Origin of the sequence: Streptomyces sp. NBC_01477, assembly GCF_036227245.1 — a bacterium.
Taxonomy (GTDB): Bacteria; Actinomycetota; Actinomycetes; order Streptomycetales; family Streptomycetaceae; genus Actinacidiphila.
This window is the reverse complement of record NZ_CP109445.1, coordinates 3,528,202-3,543,520: the sequence shown is the minus strand read 5'-3', so window position 1 is coordinate 3,543,520 and position 15,319 is coordinate 3,528,202. Positions and strand designations below refer to the sequence as shown.

15 protein-coding genes and 1 pseudogene are annotated in these 15,319 nt (G+C 71.2%); 7 read left to right on the top strand and 9 right to left on the bottom strand.

Annotation, left to right across the window (positions count from 1 at the left end; genetic code table 11):
* The first annotated feature begins 214 nt into the window (after positions 1-214).
* From OHA86_RS14500 to OHA86_RS36055, 6 genes and pseudogenes are all read left to right on the top strand, one after another.
* On the top strand, positions 215-589 hold the full coding sequence (locus OHA86_RS14500; protein ID WP_329175600.1) for a winged helix-turn-helix domain-containing protein: 375 nt from the start codon (positions 215-217) through the stop codon (positions 587-589).
* Between the two features lie 635 nt (positions 590-1,224).
* Positions 1,225-1,500: a hypothetical protein gene (locus OHA86_RS14495; RefSeq protein WP_329175598.1), complete on the top strand. Its 276-nt coding sequence runs from the start codon at positions 1,225-1,227 to the stop codon at positions 1,498-1,500.
* Complete coding sequence (locus OHA86_RS14490; RefSeq protein WP_329175597.1) at positions 1,497-1,907, top strand: type II toxin-antitoxin system VapC family toxin; 411 nt, start codon at positions 1,497-1,499, stop codon at positions 1,905-1,907. The genes OHA86_RS14495 and OHA86_RS14490 overlap by 4 nt, the downstream gene beginning before the upstream one ends.
* A 147-nt stretch (positions 1,908-2,054) precedes the next feature.
* Positions 2,055-2,537 carry a DUF3990 domain-containing protein gene (locus OHA86_RS36060; protein ID WP_443071727.1) on the top strand — a complete coding sequence of 161 codons (483 nt, stop codon included), beginning with the start codon at positions 2,055-2,057 and terminating at the stop codon, positions 2,535-2,537.
* A 9-nt stretch (positions 2,538-2,546) separates the two neighbouring features.
* Positions 2,547-2,858, top strand: coding sequence for a hypothetical protein (locus OHA86_RS14485; RefSeq protein WP_329175596.1), 312 nt, complete (start codon positions 2,547-2,549; stop codon positions 2,856-2,858).
* Between the two features lie 306 nt (positions 2,859-3,164).
* A pseudogene (locus tag OHA86_RS36055) lies at positions 3,165-3,393 on the top strand (IS5/IS1182 family transposase); the annotation flags it as partial.
* A gap of 237 nt (positions 3,394-3,630) precedes the next feature.
* Here OHA86_RS36055 and OHA86_RS14475 read toward each other — a convergent pair.
* The 6 genes from OHA86_RS14475 to OHA86_RS14450 form a co-directional block, all read right to left on the bottom strand.
* The gene (locus OHA86_RS14475) at positions 3,631-4,248 is read right to left on the bottom strand and encodes an isochorismatase family protein (protein WP_329175595.1); all 618 of its coding nucleotides are present in this window, start codon (positions 4,246-4,248) and stop codon (positions 3,631-3,633) included.
* A 39-nt stretch (positions 4,249-4,287) separates the two neighbouring features.
* A complete protein-coding gene (locus OHA86_RS14470) occupies positions 4,288-5,988 on the bottom strand; it encodes an MFS transporter (RefSeq protein WP_443071726.1) in 1,701 nt (566 codons plus the stop codon).
* Between the two features lie 46 nt (positions 5,989-6,034).
* Positions 6,035-6,472, bottom strand: coding sequence for a MarR family winged helix-turn-helix transcriptional regulator (locus OHA86_RS14465; RefSeq protein WP_329175594.1), 438 nt, complete (start codon positions 6,470-6,472; stop codon positions 6,035-6,037).
* Between the two features lie 146 nt (positions 6,473-6,618).
* Positions 6,619-7,086: a GNAT family N-acetyltransferase gene (locus OHA86_RS14460; RefSeq protein ID WP_329175592.1), complete on the bottom strand. Its 468-nt coding sequence runs from the start codon at positions 7,084-7,086 to the stop codon at positions 6,619-6,621.
* 78 nt (positions 7,087-7,164) lie between these two features.
* A complete protein-coding gene (locus OHA86_RS14455) occupies positions 7,165-9,312 on the bottom strand; it encodes a hypothetical protein (RefSeq protein WP_329175590.1) in 2,148 nt (715 codons plus the stop codon).
* Positions 9,309-10,013 (bottom strand): ABC transporter ATP-binding protein, encoded by a 705-nt coding sequence (locus tag OHA86_RS14450; RefSeq protein ID WP_329175589.1) that lies wholly within the window; start codon positions 10,011-10,013, stop codon positions 9,309-9,311. Before OHA86_RS14450 ends, OHA86_RS14455 begins: the two co-directional genes overlap by 4 nt.
* A 143-nt stretch (positions 10,014-10,156) precedes the next feature.
* On the opposite strand from OHA86_RS14450, the gene OHA86_RS14445 reads away from it, so the two are divergent.
* Positions 10,157-11,407, top strand: a complete 1,251-nt coding sequence (locus OHA86_RS14445; protein ID WP_329175587.1) for a GDSL-type esterase/lipase family protein — start codon at positions 10,157-10,159, stop codon at positions 11,405-11,407.
* A gap of 76 nt (positions 11,408-11,483) precedes the next feature.
* On the opposite strand, the gene OHA86_RS14440 is transcribed toward OHA86_RS14445, so the two are convergent.
* The 3 genes from OHA86_RS14440 to OHA86_RS14430 form a co-directional block, all read right to left on the bottom strand.
* Positions 11,484-13,589, bottom strand: coding sequence for an ABC transporter permease (locus OHA86_RS14440; protein ID WP_329175585.1), 2,106 nt, complete (start codon positions 13,587-13,589; stop codon positions 11,484-11,486).
* Between the two features lie 128 nt (positions 13,590-13,717).
* Positions 13,718-14,431: an ABC transporter ATP-binding protein gene (locus tag OHA86_RS14435; RefSeq protein WP_329175583.1), complete on the bottom strand. Its 714-nt coding sequence runs from the start codon at positions 14,429-14,431 to the stop codon at positions 13,718-13,720.
* Positions 14,432-14,534: 103 nt separating this feature from the next.
* Positions 14,535-14,948, bottom strand: a complete 414-nt coding sequence (locus tag OHA86_RS14430) for a hypothetical protein (RefSeq protein WP_329175581.1) — start codon at positions 14,946-14,948, stop codon at positions 14,535-14,537.
* Positions 14,949-15,319 lie beyond the last annotated feature (371 nt).

Sequence of the window (15,319 nt, the reverse complement as noted above, 5' to 3'; positions counted from 1 at the left end):
TGGTGTTCACCGGCGGTGCGTGAAGGTAGCATCGCTTCAACGGCGCATTCAAGTGCATCCCTCCTCATCTGTTTCGGTGGTCGGTGGGGACGCGGGTATTGTGGCCCCGGTCTTCCGTTTTGGACGGGCCGGATTTCGGTGGTAGTGGCGCAGAGAGGACGGGTGACCTGCGGTGACAGTGGGGCGGCGCGGGCGTAGACCGGTTGGCGGCACGGTGTTGCTGACGTTCGAGCTCATCGCCGAGGCCCTGCGGGAGCGGATCCGCTCCGGGGAGCTGAAGCCCGGGGACGCGCTGCCGACGCAGGCCGTGTTGATGGCGGAGTTCGGGGCCTCCAGCCTGTCCGTGCAGAAGGCCATGGCCCTGCTGAAGCAGGACGGCTACGCGATCTCCCGCCCTGGCAAGGGAGCCTTCGTCGCCCACCCCGACGCCGATGCCGGTGACTCGGAGATGGGGATCGCGCCCGTGGGCGGGACGGCGGCGCGCGTCGAGGCGCTGGAGTTGGCACTGGCCGAGGCGCTCGAACAGCTCACCGCCCTGTGCGCCCGCGTCGAAGCCCTGGAGGCGGGCGGCAGCGGGCGTGGCCGCTGACCACTCGGTCCCTGGACAGCTCGGGCCCCGGGCCGAGGGTGTGCGTCCAGATTTTCTCTACGAGGTTCAAGGCGGCCCCCGCCCGCCGGAGCTGGCCGCCGTCGCCGACAAGTCCGCCGTTCGCTCGGAAGGTCAGCGGCGCCGCAGGCGGCGAGCCGCACCGGCAGCCGGGGCATGACCCAGGACTGCGGGAGCGGCGACCAGCCAGCTTGTCGGGCTGACCGGAGTAGGGCTCCTGGCAGAGCAAGTTGTCGCCTACGACCGTCTTACGGCCGGATCGCAGGCGAGGGCCAGCCAGGGGGCCGACCCTTCACGTGCGTCGCGCAGGCTCACCGAGGGCGGTGGCCGGCACCGCCTCCAGCGGGGAGCGATACCCCCAGGGGCCCACCCTTTCGGCGGACCCCACCCCACCCGGCCTCCGCGCTGCCGCACTGGCGGGGGCACCAGCACCGCCCCGACGCCTGAGGACTGCCCTCCCCGGCGAACGGGCCGCCGGGGGAAGTGCCAGAACGGGACGCACGCGGGGACAACGACCAAGGTCCTGGCAATTCTCGGGCGCTTGCCCGCACGCCGGCGGGGGTGAACCTCTGCCGATCCAGCTGTCCGAGACCGCAGGGCCGTCCTACACTGCTGGCGTGACCGCTGCATACGACTACGAGGACATGCACCACCTGGTGGACCGGCTCACCCCGACCCAGGTGCGACGCCTGCGCCTGCTCGTCACCCAGGATGAGGAACTGTCCCAGGTCGCCCAGTCACTGCCGGCAGTCGACGCGAACGAGGACGAGGAGTCGGTCCCGGCCGGGCTGCTGGCCCTGATCGGCAGCGTGAACGGCCCGGAGGATCTGGCTGAACGGCACGACGACTACATCCGCGAGCGGATGCGCGAGCGCTTCGGCGACTCGGCGTGATCGCCACGGTTCTGGACACCGGCCCCCTGGCTGCGGCGTTCAACGCGGCCGACCGGCGTCACCCGGAGTGCGCCTCCCTGCTGACCTCGCTGACCGGCCGCCGTCTGCTGCCCAGCCCGGTCATGACCGAGGTCTGCTGGCTGCTGGAGCGCTGGCCCCAGGTCGAAGCGGCGTTCCTCGCCGAGGTCGCACGGGGAACATTCGAGCTGGTCCACCTCACTCCCACCGACCTGACGCGCATGGGTGAGCTGGTCCTCCAGTACGCCGACTTCCCGCTCGGCGGGGTCGACGCCTCGGTCATCGCGGTGGCCGAACGCTTCGGCGTGGACCGGGTAGCCACCCTCGACCGACGGCACTTCAGCGTCGTCAAGCCCGTGCACGTCCCCGCGCTGACACTCCTGCCGTAGGCCGACCAGCGGTCTACACCCCTGACGGCAGCGCTGACGGCAACAAGCACGGACTCCAGGGCACAGCCACGGACACCAGCGGAACCCGAAACCGCCGCTGATCTGCGAAAACGCAGATAGGGAGGGTCTGCGTAGCACACGTACTATGTGCTGGCGGGCGAGACGCCGATCTTGGTACACAATGCGTGTGGGGGTCATACAGACCTTTATCACGCAACCAATTCAGCCGGTGCGGCGAGCATCCGGGCCAGTGGGGTCGACCCGTCATTTGGCCCCCGCCCGATGAACTTCGGGAATGGCTTCTACACCACGCGCAGCCATGCGCAGGCGGCAGACTGGGCTGCTCGGCGCTTTGGTAGTGACGGAGTGGTATTGCACTTCCGCGTCCCGACTGATCAGCTGGGCGCGCTCGGTTCTCGCTCATTTGCCGCCGACAGTCCGGATCTAGCCGGTTTCGTCCGATCGTTCCGGTCAGGTAATGGCACAGAGGTGCCGCCGTATGGCATGGTTGAAGGGCCAATGCTGGGCAATCCAGGGCCGTTCCGACGTGGGGCAGCTCCTGTGTGGTTCGGTAATCAGGTAGTGTTCTACGGCGATACGGGGCCGATGCTCGACGCTGCACTTCAGTGAGGCTGATGAATGATGAGCGACTTCTTGATGGCAACTTCGGGTGAGAGTCTGGAGCTCCTTGAAGCCATTGCTGATGAGATGGTCTCGCAGTTCTCGCTTGCACGCGCTGAAGCTGTGGCCAGAATCAATGACCACTGGCGAGGCCAGGATCTTTCGTCGGAGAACGAGGTGATCCTCCACGAGGATGAGTACTACTGGGCTCTCTGGATCTACTATGGGGGGAAAGTGCGCGATTGGAATCCAGGAGCTGATCGCTCCGCCTGGGTGCCACGCTCAACGCCATCAAGGGATTCTGGCTGCTGGACAATCGAAGTCGACTAGGTTCCGATATCGGCTTCCAGAGGGAGCCTTTTGTTGGCATTTCTTTCGAGTAAGGCGGCCAGACTACTTCTGGTTAAGCATTGTCCCGTAGCTACTGGTCGCGGGTGAGATGGTCATGCTGTGTCTGGTGTGATCACGGCGTCGGAGCCCTCGTGGATAGCCCCGTTCGCCGGACTGAGTGAGCGTTTTCAGTGGGACCACCGATCGGATGAGGGGACGGTGTGAGGTTGGGGTGCGAAACGGACAGAGCTCCCGTGCTGTTGAGGGAGGTGTTCGACGTCTCGACTCAGCAGCACAGGAGCGCTGTTGGTTCCGTATCCTGCCGCACTCGACCTGCCCCATGCGTTGGTCGAGTGGGTCACCATGCTCATCGTCACCCGCGAGGGTGACCGGCGCTGCAAACTCCCGCCGCACCGCCGCACCGCCGCACCGCCGCACCGCCGCACCGCCGCACCGCCGTGCGCTGGTCGCACTCGTGCACCTGCCTGGCCTGCTGAAGACACTGCGCGCGCACGACCCGGACTTCGTCCTCCTGTGTCCTCGACCACCAGCAGCAGTTGCGCGGTGCCGGCCGGCGGCGGGCTCCAGGCAAGGTGCGGGGACAGGTTCCGGCCCCCGACAGGCTTGGCGCAGTGCTCCAGCGGCAGTGTGCCGCTCTCGGCGAAGTGGTCGCTCGTCACCGTGAGCAGGTCGGGACCCCGCAACTGCGGCAGGTTCCATGCCGCGTCAACCTCGCCCGCCCTGCGGTTGCGCAGAAGCCGGCCCAGCGGGCTCATCGCGCTCCCTCGACCAGGTCGGTGATCTCGGCCGTTGTGGCGGTCTCGCCGGTCTTGGGAAAGATGCGCTCGACGCTGTTGCGGTGCGCCTCGGTGTCGGGGTCGTACATGGCGTCGGTCGCCAGGACGACGTGGTAGCCGTGGTCGTAGGCCGCCCGCGCCGTCGACTCGACGCCGCTGCTGGTCGAGATGCCGGCGAGGACGACCTGCGTGACGCCCAGGTCGCGCAGGAGCGTGTCGAGCCCGGTGTCGTGGAAGGCGCTGCGCCGCCGCTTGGTGATCAGGTGATCGGTCGGCTGCACGTCGAGTTCGTCGACGAGGTCGGCCCACCCGGGCGGGAACGCGGCACCGCCTCCGCCGCCGGACCGCCCGGCGTCCGTACGCCCTGGTGCCCGCCCGGTCACGTTGACCAGCACCACCGGCAGGCCGCGTCGGCGGAAGGCGGTCGCCAGCCGCGCCGCGTGCCGCACGACCGGAGCGGCGGAAGCGGCGGAAGCGTCGGCAGAGGCGGGCGCGTCGGCAGCGGCTGGAACGTCCTTCCGCGCCGGGACGATCCCCTTTTGCAGGTCGATCACGACCAGCGCGGACGTCGGGTCGATCGTTGTCAGTGCCATGGTGCTGTTTCCCTGGAGGCCGAGGGGGAGGTGGGGGTGTCAGCCGGCGCTGTCCTCGCGCCGCCGCGGAGCGGAACCGCTGCCGCGCAGCGCGGAGGCGATGGCGGCCAGAACGGCGAGGACGGCGCCGAAGGCGAACACGACGACCAGGCCGGAGTGGAACGGCCCGGAGATCAGGTTCGGGAAGAACTCGCGTCCGGTCAGCGCCTGCCGCTGCTCCGCCGTCAGCCGGGCCAGTACGCCGCTGGGCTGGAGCAGGTGCTGGACCGGGTTGACGCCCAGCTGCGCGGCGAACAGGGACGAGACCGGGGGCAGGCCGCCGACCTGGCCGGCGACCTGGGCCGGCACGCCCTGCTGCTGGAGTCCGCTGGTGAGGATGTGCGGGAGGCTGCCGGCCAGCCCGGCGATCATGAGCGAGAAGAACACCCCGATCGACACCGCGGTGCCGGAGTTCTGGAAGGTGGCGCGCATGCCGGAGGCGACCCCGCGCAGGTGGGCGGGGACGCTGCCCATGATCGAGGAGGAGTTGGGGGAGGCGAACATCCCGCTGGCGATCCCGTTGAGCGCGATGAGCACCGCGAAGACCCAGTAGCTGAAGTCGATCGGCAGCAGCATCAGGCCGAGGAAGCTGGCGCCGAAGAGCAGCGCGCCGCCGGTGGCCAGGCCCCGGGAGCCGATCCGGTCGGACAGGTACCCGGAGACGGGTCCCGCGGCGAGGAATCCGGCGGTGAGCGGCAGCATGAAGATGCCGGCCCACAGGGGCGTGGCGGCGTAGTCGTAGCCGTGCAGCGGCAGCCAGATGCCCTGCAACCAGATGATCAGCACGAACTGCATCCCGCCACGGCCGATCGAGATGCACAGGCCCGCCAGGTTGCCGAAGGTGAAGGCACGCAGCCGGAACAGGCTGAGCTGGATCATCGGGGCGGTGGCCCGGTTCTCGATGACCACGAACGCCGCGAGCAGCGTGAGGCCGCCGCCGACCATGCCGAGGACCAGCGGGTTGGTCCAGCCCATGGTGTGTCCGCCGTAGGGCTGGAGGCCGAAGGTGACCGCGATCAGGACCGCGCTCAGGCCCACCGCGAAGGTGATGTTGCCCCACCAGTCGATCCGGCCGCCGACGCGCTGCCCGGTCTCACGCAGGGTGCGGTAGGCCCAGACGGTGAAGAAGACGCCGACGGGCACGTTCACCCAGAACACCGCCCGCCAGTCCCACGCGGACAGCAGCCCGCCGGCGACCAGGCCGATGAACATCCCGCCCAGCGCCGCGACCTGGTTGATGCCCAGGGCGAAACCGCGCTGCTCCTTGGGGAAGGCGTCGGTCAGGATCGCGGCCGAGTTCGCCATCAGCATCGAACCGCCGACGGCCTGCAGCACCCGCCAGCCGATCAGCCACATCGCTCCGTGGCCGCCGTCGAAGGGGTCGAAGGACAGCAGGACCGAGGCGAAGGTGAAGACCGCGAAGCCCGCGTTGTAGATCCGCACCCGCCCGAACATGTCGCCCAGCCGGCCCACGGTGACCACCAGGACGGCCTGCACCAGGCGGTACCCCATGATCATCCACAGCAGGTAGGCGATGTTGCCCGGGGCCAGCGGGTCCAGGTGCACGCCCCGGAAGATCGCCGGCAGCGCGATCAGCACGATGGAGCCGTCCAGCGCGGACATGAAGACGGCGGCGGTGGTGTTGGTCAGCGCCGTCCACTTGTAGCGGTCGTCGGCCGGGCGCTTTGCGGCGTGCGTCACCGCGGGAACGGTCATCCGTGGTCACTTCCTCGGTCGTCCGTGCCCGTCAGATCTTCTGGGCCAGCCGCTCCAGCAGCGGTGCCGCCGCCGCGAGCTGTTCCAGCTCGGCGGGGGTGAACGTGCCGGTGAGGACCCGGGAGAGCAGTTCTGTCCTGGCGTTGCGCTTGTCGCTCAGCTCCTGCCGGCCGGCGTCGGTCACGGTCAGGATCACCCGCCTGCCGTCCTCCGGGTCCTGACGCCGTCCGACCAGGCCGCGCGCTTGCAGGGCGCCGAGGGTGGTCCCCATCGCCTGCGCGGTGATCTGCGCCTGCCGGGCCAGCTCCGAGGAGGTGGCGGGGCCGCCGCGGTCCAGCTGCGACAGTGCCTGCCGCTCGGGCATGGTGAGCCCGCCCCCGGTCGGGACCTGGCGGATCCGCCGCACCAGCAGGCTGACGCTCCCGAACAGGGCCGCGGCGATCCTGTCGGTGTTCACTTCATCGTTCATATGCTAAAGCTAGCTTATCAACCTGCCTTAGTACATATGGAGGAGCCGCCCCGGGCGGCCTGACCGACGGGGCTGCCGCCGACGTCGCGGCGGCGGGACGTGGCAGGACGTACCGGGACGGCCGGCCGCGCGAGGGGGCGCGGGGCTCACGCCAGGGTGAGGAGCACCTCGGGGATCTCGGTCGCGCGGGCCTCGGCGAAGACCTTGTCGTGGGCGGTGATCTCGAAGCCGCACTTCCGCAGGACGCGGATCGAGCCCGCGTTGTCGGCCACCGCGTGGGCGTACAGCGGGCGGGTGGTGACGAGGCCGATCAGCGAGGTGAGGGCCGCCGTGGCGATGCCGCGGCCCCAGTGCGCCCTGGCTATCCAGTACGTGACCTCGCGTTCGTCCGGCGGCCCGTACATCGCGACATGGCCGACCACCTCGTCGTCGGCGAGCACCGTACGCATCAGGATGTCGGGGTCGGCCATGATCCGGGCCCAGTGGGTGTCGAACCGGCTCCGGTCGTAGTGGTAGCCCCTGGTGACGGCGGCCATGTGCTGCGCCGCCGGGTCCGACAGGTGGTCCCAGAAGACCGGCAGGTCGGTGTCACGCACTTCACGCAGGGAGATCATCTCGGCGGTGGCTCCTGTGGATTGGCCCGGTAGGCCGGGCGTACCGGCGGGTCGGGGGAGGGGCTGCGGGCCGCCCGGTCAGTGGCGGACCAGGCGGTCGGACATACGGGTGGTCAGCAGGAGCAGCAGCGCCGTCAGGAGGCTCGCGGCCACCGCCGCCTGGGCCACGGACGAGGCCGTGGCGGTGCGCAGGACCGGGCCGAGGGCGATCGTCAGGGCGGTGATCGCGAGCAGCGGGCCGGCCGCGTACCAGGCGACGTAGATCAAAGGACCCGGGCCGCCGAGCGGGGAGCCGCCGCCCAGGAAGAGGAGCTGGGTACGGGCCGGGCCGCGGCTGGCGGAGACGAGCGCCGCGCCGGTGAAAGGCAGCGCGCACAGGGGGAGGAGGACGAGGGTCCAGGCGTGGCCCGCGACCGCGTACGGTACGGCGGCGAGCAGGCCGAGCAGCGCCCCGGACAGCGCGGGCACGATGCCGTGGTGCAGCATCAGCGTACGGAACCGGTACGGCGACCAGGCGGCCCGCCGCACGTCGTCCGTCTCCAGCCGGGCGGGTTCGGCCAGCGCGCCGACGGCGAGGTAGCCGAAGAGCAGGCCCAGGACGAGCCCGACCCAGCGCCGCTCACCGCCGAGGTCCGCGCCCAGACCCGCGACGGCGGCGCCGGACGCCGTCCACAGCGCCGCCTTGCCGAGCCGGCCGGGCGTACGCAGCAGCGTCAGCAGGTCGCGCCAGGCGACGACCAGGTGCCGCCCGTAACGGCCGCGCGGCGCCCGCAGCCGTACCGTACGGACCGGCGTGCCGCCGCCCGCGTCCATGATCGCCAGCTTGGCGGCCCGCAGTTCGAGCGACCAGGCCACGGACGAGACGGTCGTGGCCGTCGCCGCGCGCTCGCGCAGCCGGGCGGTGGGGACGAGGGCCGCGTCGCGGTGCGCCGCGAGCACGGACGCAGCGGTGGCCGCCACGAGGAGGGCGACGGCGGCGGGCCACGCGGACGCGCTCCCGCCGATCGCCCGCACCACCGGCTGGCCGGCCCAGCCCCACGGGCCGCTCCACAGCTCGGCCTGCTCGACGGCGGGGGAGCGGTGGCCGTTGACGGCCAGGACTGTCTGGGCGACGAGTGCGGCCAGCAGCAGCACGGCGGGGGCGGTCCAGCGCCGTACGGCACGGGCGAGCGCGGGCCGCCGCTCCACCGCCATGCCGAGCGCGACGGCCAGCAGTGGCAGGCACAGGGCCGCGGGGAGCGCGGCGAGCAGGGCCTTGCCGAGCGGGGCGAGCCCCGTCACCCGCAGGACGGCGGCGCCGCCGACCCCGGCCAGTACCCCGGGGACCAGCGCGAGCCAGGCCGACAACCGGAACCACGGCCGCAGCACCCTCGCCCGCCGCACCGGCTGCGCCAGCAGCCACCCCACGGCCGGCCCCGGCACGACCACGGGCCCGCGCCACAGCGCGTCCCGCGCGGCCAGTACGGCGACGCCGACGGTGAGCAGCGCGAAGAGCGCGGGCATCGCGACCCGCAGGTCGCGGGCGGCGTCGGCGTAACCGGAACCGTTCTCCAGGCCGCGCAGGAAGCTGACGGCGAAGCTGCTGCCGTAGCCGGCGACGGCGATCAGGACGGTGTAGACGAGGACGGCCAGCTCCCGGCCTTTCGCCCGCTGGTGCGCGCGGCGCTTGCGGCGCAGCCAGGCGAGGGTCTCGTCGGTACGGTCGTCGTCCTCCTCGGACCAGGGGGCGTCGTCTTCGTCGTCCGGGTCGTCCGGGTCGGCCGAGCCGGCCGGGTCGGCCGGGGTGCCGTGGTCGGGGCCGCCGTCGTGGGCGGCCGGGGCGCCGGGGTCGGACGCCGGGTCCGTACGGGCGGGGTCGCCCGGAGCGGACGGGCTTGCCCCGCCCGCGTGGTCGGCGTCCTCCCGGGTGCCGCCCGGCTCGGCGTCGGACGTGCCGTCACCGCCGGACGTGCCCGCCGGGACCGTACGGGCGGGGTCGCCCGGAGCGGACGGGCTTGCCCCGCCCGCGTGGTCGGCGTCCTCCCGGGTGCCGCCCGGCTCGGCGTCGGACGTGCCGTCACCGCCGGACGTGCCCGCCGGGTCCGTACGCCCGGCGTCTTCCGGGGCGGACGGGCTTGCCCCGCCTGTGAGGTCGGCGTCTTCCGGTGCGGCGCCCGGGCCGGGCGCGGGGGTGCCCGGGAGCGGGGTGCGCGGGGTGCGCGGTGCGGGCCGCCGGCCGTCCGTCATCCGCGTACACCCAGCTCGCGCAGCACCGCCGCGGGCGCCCCGTCCGCGATGACCTGGCCATCGTCCAGCGCGATCATCCGGTCGGCGACCGCCTCCGCCAGGTCGGGCTGGTGGGTGGCCAGCAGGACCGCGACGCCGTCCGTCTTCTCCGCGACGAGCAGGTCGGCGAGGCGGCGCCTGGCGGCCGGGTCGAGGCGCTGCTCGGGCTCGTCGAGGATGAGCAGGTCCCGGGGTCGTACGAGGGCCGCCGCCAGCAGCAGCGACTGGAGCTGGCCGGAGGAGAGCGAACCCGGCAGGGCGCGCGCGTGGTCGGACAGCCGGCGGTCGGCGAGCACCTGGTCGATCCAGGCGTCGGCGTCGTCAACGGCGTGCGCGACGGTGACCAGCTCCAGGTGCTCGCGGACGGTCAGGTCCGGGTAGCAGGCGACGGTGTCGCCGACGACCGCGACCCTGGCCCGCACCTCCGGGTCGTCCTCGCTCACCGGGCGCCCGGCGAAGAGCGCGTCGCCGCTGGTGGGGGCGTCCCGGCCGCCGGCTATCCGGAGCAGCGTGGACTTGCCCGAGCCGTTCTGCCCGTAGAGGGCGACGCACCGGCCGGCTTCGAGGTCCAGGTCGAGCGGGTGCAGGGCGCGGCGCTGGCCGTACGTACGGCTCACCTTCCGCAGCCGCAGCAGCGCGGTGCCGTTGGTCGTCGCGCGCATCGCGCCTCCGTACGTTTCGGGGTGTGCAGGGGTGTGTTCGGCCGACCCTAGTGCGGTGCGCGTCTTGACGTGCGGGTGGTGCCGTCGGTACGTCTATGGGAGCGCTCCCATAGGGCGCTCCCCCCACCCGGAAGGACCCGGCCATGTCCCGCGAAACACCCCTCGCCCGTCCCGCACTGCGGGCGTCGAGATTACTGCTCGCCCTGCTGCTGCTGGCGGTCGGCGCCGTCGTGGCCCTAGGCGGCGCGCGATCCGCGTCGGCGGCGCCGAATTCGGCTCCCGCCGCGGCTCCAGCCCCGGCCGCGACCGCCCCCGTACGCATCATGCCGCTCGGCGACTCGATCACCGGCTCGCCCGGCTGCTGGCGGGCCCTGCTCTGGAACCAGCTCCAGAACGCGGGCTATACGAACATCGACTTCGTGGGCACCCTCCCGCCGCAGGGCTGCGGGGTCGCGTACGACGGCGACAACGAGGGCCACGGCGGCATCCTGGCCACCAACATCGCCAGCCAGAACCAGCTGCCCGCCTGGCTGTCGGCGACGTCGCCCGACATCGTGCTGATGCACCTCGGTACGAACGACGTCTGGAGCAACATCGCCCCGGCCCAGATCCTGGCCGCCTTCACGAAGATGGTCGGCCAGATGCGGACGAGCAACCCGGCCATGAAGGTGCTGGTCGCCCAGATCCTGCCGATGAACCCGCCGACCTGCGCGGAGTGCGCGCAGCGCGTGATCGACTTCAACCAGCAGATCCCTGCCTGGGCGCAGTCCGTGAGCACGGCCCAGTCCCCGGTCACCGTGGTCGACCAGTGGACGGGCTTCAACGACGCGACGGACACGGGTGACGGGGTGCACCCGAATGACGCGGGCATCGCGAAGATGGCCGCCCGCTGGTACCCGCCCCTGGCAGCCCTCCTGACCCCGGGTTCGGGCGGTACGTCGTCGGGCACGTCAACCGGTACGTCGGCGGGTACGTCAACCGGTACGTCGGCGGGTACGTCGGCGGGTACGTCCACCGGTACTTCGACCGGCACGTCCACCGGTACGTCGACCGGCACGTCAACCGGCACGTCCGCCGGAGGCACGGGCGGAACCGGCGGCACCCCGGCCTGCACCGCGGCCGTGACCATCACCAATTCCTGGCAGGGCGGCTACCAGGCGTCGGTCACCGTCACGGCGGCGGCAACGGCACTGACGAGCTGGACGGCCACCCTCAGCGGCACCGTCGTCACCCAGGCCTGGAACGGCACCGTGACGACCAACCCCAACGGCACCGCCACCGTCCACAGCGCGGCCTGGAACGGCGCACTGGCGCCCGGAGCGTCCACCACCTTCGGCTTCCTCGCCTCCAGCGCCCCGACCCCGCCCCCGACCGTCACCTGCGCCACGCCCTGACGCTCGACCGCGTCGCCCCCGGGCTTCCGGGGGCGGCGCGGCGTACCAGCGCGAGGACCGGTAGGACGGCCGCTGCTCACGCCTGCCAGTCGCGGGCCTGCTTCCAGGCGATACCGGCCGCCCACAGACCCAGCGCGGCGGACAGGGCCAGGACCACGGCAAGAGTCGACGCCATCACATCCGCGGGCATGAACGCGGTGCTTCCCGGTCTCGACACCGGTCTGGCCAGCCAGGAGCCGACCGCCGCGCCCACGAGGCCGGCGATGGCGAGCGGTGCGGTGACCGCCCAGGCGGCGCTGCTGCTGAAAACGCGGTTCCCGCCGGTCAGAACCGTCAAGGGAGCCAGCGCACGGCCATGTCGCAGGAACTCGGCCATCGCGCTCACACCGATGGCCAGCACCAGGACTCCGATGCCCACCACACCGCACAAGCGCACCCATCGGCCCTGGTCGCGGTCGGGGATGCTGGTGGTCAGCCATTCCTCGCCGGGGAAGCGGACCTGAGCGCCGCGGGGGAAGGTCCGGTAGGAGAGTTCCTTGAGCGCGGGAGCAGAGGGACTGTGGCCGCCGGTTCCTATCACCACCAGGGTGCTGGCCTGGCTGGTGAGCGCCGATTGCCGCGCGAGTTCGGCCTGGCCGGCGCGCTCGACCTTCAGATACGTACCCCCCGTCGTGTCCCAGCTGATCAGCTGCTGCATACGGCGGTCCAGTACCCGGTCGACGCGAACCGCGGTATCCGGGCACGGCAGATGGAGACTCTCCAGCGCGGGACAGCCGCCCTGCACGGTGATCGGGCCGTCATTCCGATCGGGGGGCGCGGTCAGGACGATCGGCGCGTCTCCCGCCGGCAGACGCTGGAGAAAGGCCCCGATGTCGTGTTCTGACACCGCTCCCTTGGGGCCGATTTCGGAAACGCTCCTGTCCGCGTCGCCGAGGATCCTCTCCAACTGCGAGTTGTACGTTCCAAAGAGCCCCTGCCAGGCGATGGCCTGGGTGAAAACGATGAGCGCGACGATGACGCCCGTGACCAGGCGGGCTGTGGCCGCCGGATAGGAGCTGATCCGGCGGCCCCCGATCAGAGCCCCGGCCCACCCTCGGTCCCGGCCCTTCCGCTCCAGGAACCGCCCCAGCCCGGCGACAGCGGCGGCGACGGCCGCGGGCAGGGTGAGCACGACAAGCGCGAGCCCGATCCAGGTGATCCACACCCGGTGCTGCGTATTCTCACCGGCCAGTTCCGGCCCGCGTGCGGCGAGCAGGATCGCCGGCGGACACAGCATCGCGACGCGGCGCTGCCACAGCCCTCGGCTCATCGCGCGGGATCTGTTCCCCCGCGCCCGGCCCGACAGCTGGTCCGCGACGACCGCCGAGCCGAGTGCGATGGCCAGTGCGGCAGGTGGGGCGAGGAGGGCGGCTCTGGCGTACTGGCGCAAGTCCGCGGACGCGAGCGTGTAGCCGACGTAGGGAATTCTGACGTCGTTGAGCATGATCGCGGCGATGACCGGGACCGACGCGATGGCGCCGAGAAGCGTCGGCCGCGCTGTCTCCCCGATGGCGAGCAGCGCACGGTCGCGCCGCATGGCTCCCAGTGCGTCCGTCAGCGCGCTTCTGCGATCACGGCCGTGGGCTCCGGCACGGATGCCGGCGAACAGCAGCACGAGGCTCGGAAGGAGCAGCAGGCCGATGAGCAGAGCCTCGAACATCCACTCCGGCTGGTCGTCGTCGCGTGCCGAACCGGGCTGGAGGCCTTCCGTGGGCTCGCCCGCGGTGGGACCGAAGCCGGTCACCAGCTCAATCGGGCGCTCGACCTTCATGTCCGCCGCCGGGCGGATGTAGGCGAGCCACTCACCCGGGTCTTCGAGTCCTTGCCGTCCGATGGTCCCGGCGAGCTTTCCGTAGCGGTCGGCGATTCCCTCGTGTGCGCCGGCCTCCAGCAGCCCCGGGGAGAGTACGGCTTCGCCCGGTCGCGGCCAGTGGTCCACTCCGGGAGGGAGCGGGGCATTCGCCGTGTGCGGTTGGAGGTACACGACGCTGAAACTCCGCCGGTCCTTCAGGGAATCCGAGCCGACAAGCCACACGGTGGATCTCCCGGCGCCGGCCTCCTGGGACTGCCGGACCGGAGTCCTTGCCTCGCTCCGTACCTCCTTGCCGTGGTAGGCGGCGTGCGCGAAGACGAGAGTGCCCATGCAGAGGGCCACTACGAAGGTCGACACAGCGAGGGCCGCGAACCGGGCGGGTGCCGCCTCCGAACGCCGCCCCGCCGCCCGTCCCATATGCAGCAGGCGCCGCCGAAGACCGCCTCGTGTCATCTTGCTCATGCCACCGCCGCCCGCCCGCCGGCGGGGACCAGCGCGGCCCCCTCCAGATGCAGGACCCTGTCGGCCTTCGCTGCCACGTGCCGGTCGTGCGTGACGAGCAGCAGTCCGCAACGGTGCCGTCGGGGAAGGTCGAAGAGCAGCTCCGCGGTGCGCTCCGCCGTATCCGGGTCCAGGGCGCCGGTGGGCTCGTCGGCCAGGAGCAGCGTGGGTGAGTTGATGAGCGCGCGCGCCACGGCGGTGCGCTGATGCTCGCCGCCGGAGAGTTCCTGTGTCGTGGTCGCCCGTGGGACATCCAGTTCGTCGAGAAGGCGCTGCGCCCGCTCGAAACCTCCCCTGCGATCGGACCGCGACAGCAGCGCCGCCAGGGCCACATTGTCCAGGGGGCTCAGCTCGGGGAGCAGCTCGCCGAACTGGAAGACGGCGCCGATGGTCTCACTCCGCAGCTTCGCCAGTCGCGCTCGCCGGAGCTTCGTGACGTCGCTGCCCGCTACGAGGATGCTGCCGCTGTCGGGCCTGACCAGTCCGAGGACCGATGACAGCAAGGTGCTTTTGCCCGAGCCGCTCGGCCCGGTGATCGCCACCGATTCACCCGGGCTGACGCTGAGACGCAGGCCGTTGAAGAGCGGGCGCTTCCGGATGGTGAAGTGAAGGTCCCGCACATCCAGTACGGGTGCGGGTGCGGACGGGAGCCCGGCGTCGACATTGCTCATTTGGCGCGCTTTCGGGTAGTTCTTGCGGCGGCCTCTGTGATGACGTCGCGAAGCAGAGTCCGGGGGCGGAGCGTCGTGGACTCCGCCCCCGGAGCTCATCGCGTCAGCGGCCGTCGCCCGGTCGGTCGTCCGGACCGCACTGGTCAGGGGTCAGGGGGATGTTGATGCAGGCGGTCACCTTTTGCACGTAATTGCTGGTGCTGTTACCGCTGTACTTCGTCGTCCCGTAACCGCTGCTGTTGTCGAGCCTCAGACCGTGGTCATTCACCCGGTCGTAAAGCGAGTAGACGCCGTTGCCGTCGGAGCAGCCGTCCCTGACGGCGACATTCTCGTTGCCGTTGCTCAGTGAACTCCAGCTGTACACCCAGTACGAATAGGCGCTGCCCGAGCACTGCAGGCCGTACACCGACGTCACGTTCTCCCCGGCGTCGGCGTGAGCCGTGGCACCACCCCCCAGCAGGGCTCCCGCGATGGCGACACCCGCCGCGACCTTCCCGAACCTTTTGACCGTCTGCACGTTTTCTCCCGTTCGATCGTGCCGCCCGCCAGTTGCGGCGGGCGACCACCGTCCATTCCGGATCTGCCGCATTCGGGGCAGGCTTCAGCGAGTTCGGGCGGCGGAAACAATGCCGCCCGACGAAAGTGTTTCGGCGCTCGAATCAGTCCGCCCTCGCGGCATCACGGATCGTATGTCGCGTCGGTCGCCGAGGGAAGTTATTTTGATGGCCATAGTAGTTTGAGGGGTCGTCAGTTCGGTGACGAGGATTCCGCTTCTGCGCGGTGGGCTTTATTCCGGTCCCGGGGCGGGTTGGGGTCCCGGCGTTCCGGTGGGGCGGGTTCCCGATTCCGCTTCGCCGGTGGGGCGTGCGGGATTTTGCCGGTCCATGA

Coding starts and splice junctions, on each gene's coding strand:
- OHA86_RS14485 (WP_329175596.1), top strand. CDS start 2,547: ATGATGAGCGACTTCTTGATGGCAACTTCGGGTGAGAGTCTGGAGCTC.
- OHA86_RS14475 (WP_329175595.1), bottom strand. CDS start 4,248: ATGGCACTGACAACGATCGACCCGACGTCCGCGCTGGTCGTGATCGAC.
- OHA86_RS14465 (WP_329175594.1), bottom strand. CDS start 6,472: ATGAACGATGAAGTGAACACCGACAGGATCGCCGCGGCCCTGTTCGGG.
- OHA86_RS14460 (WP_329175592.1), bottom strand. CDS start 7,086: ATGATCTCCCTGCGTGAAGTGCGTGACACCGACCTGCCGGTCTTCTGG.
- OHA86_RS14455 (WP_329175590.1), bottom strand. CDS start 9,312: ATGACGGACGGCCGGCGGCCCGCACCGCGCACCCCGCGCACCCCGCTC.
- OHA86_RS14450 (WP_329175589.1), bottom strand. CDS start 10,013: ATGCGCGCGACGACCAACGGCACCGCGCTGCTGCGGCTGCGGAAGGTG.
- OHA86_RS14445 (WP_329175587.1), top strand. CDS start 10,157: ATGTCCCGCGAAACACCCCTCGCCCGTCCCGCACTGCGGGCGTCGAGA.
- OHA86_RS14440 (WP_329175585.1), bottom strand. CDS start 13,589: ATGGGCACTCTCGTCTTCGCGCACGCCGCCTACCACGGCAAGGAGGTA.
- OHA86_RS14435 (WP_329175583.1), bottom strand. CDS start 14,431: ATGAGCAATGTCGACGCCGGGCTCCCGTCCGCACCCGCACCCGTACTG.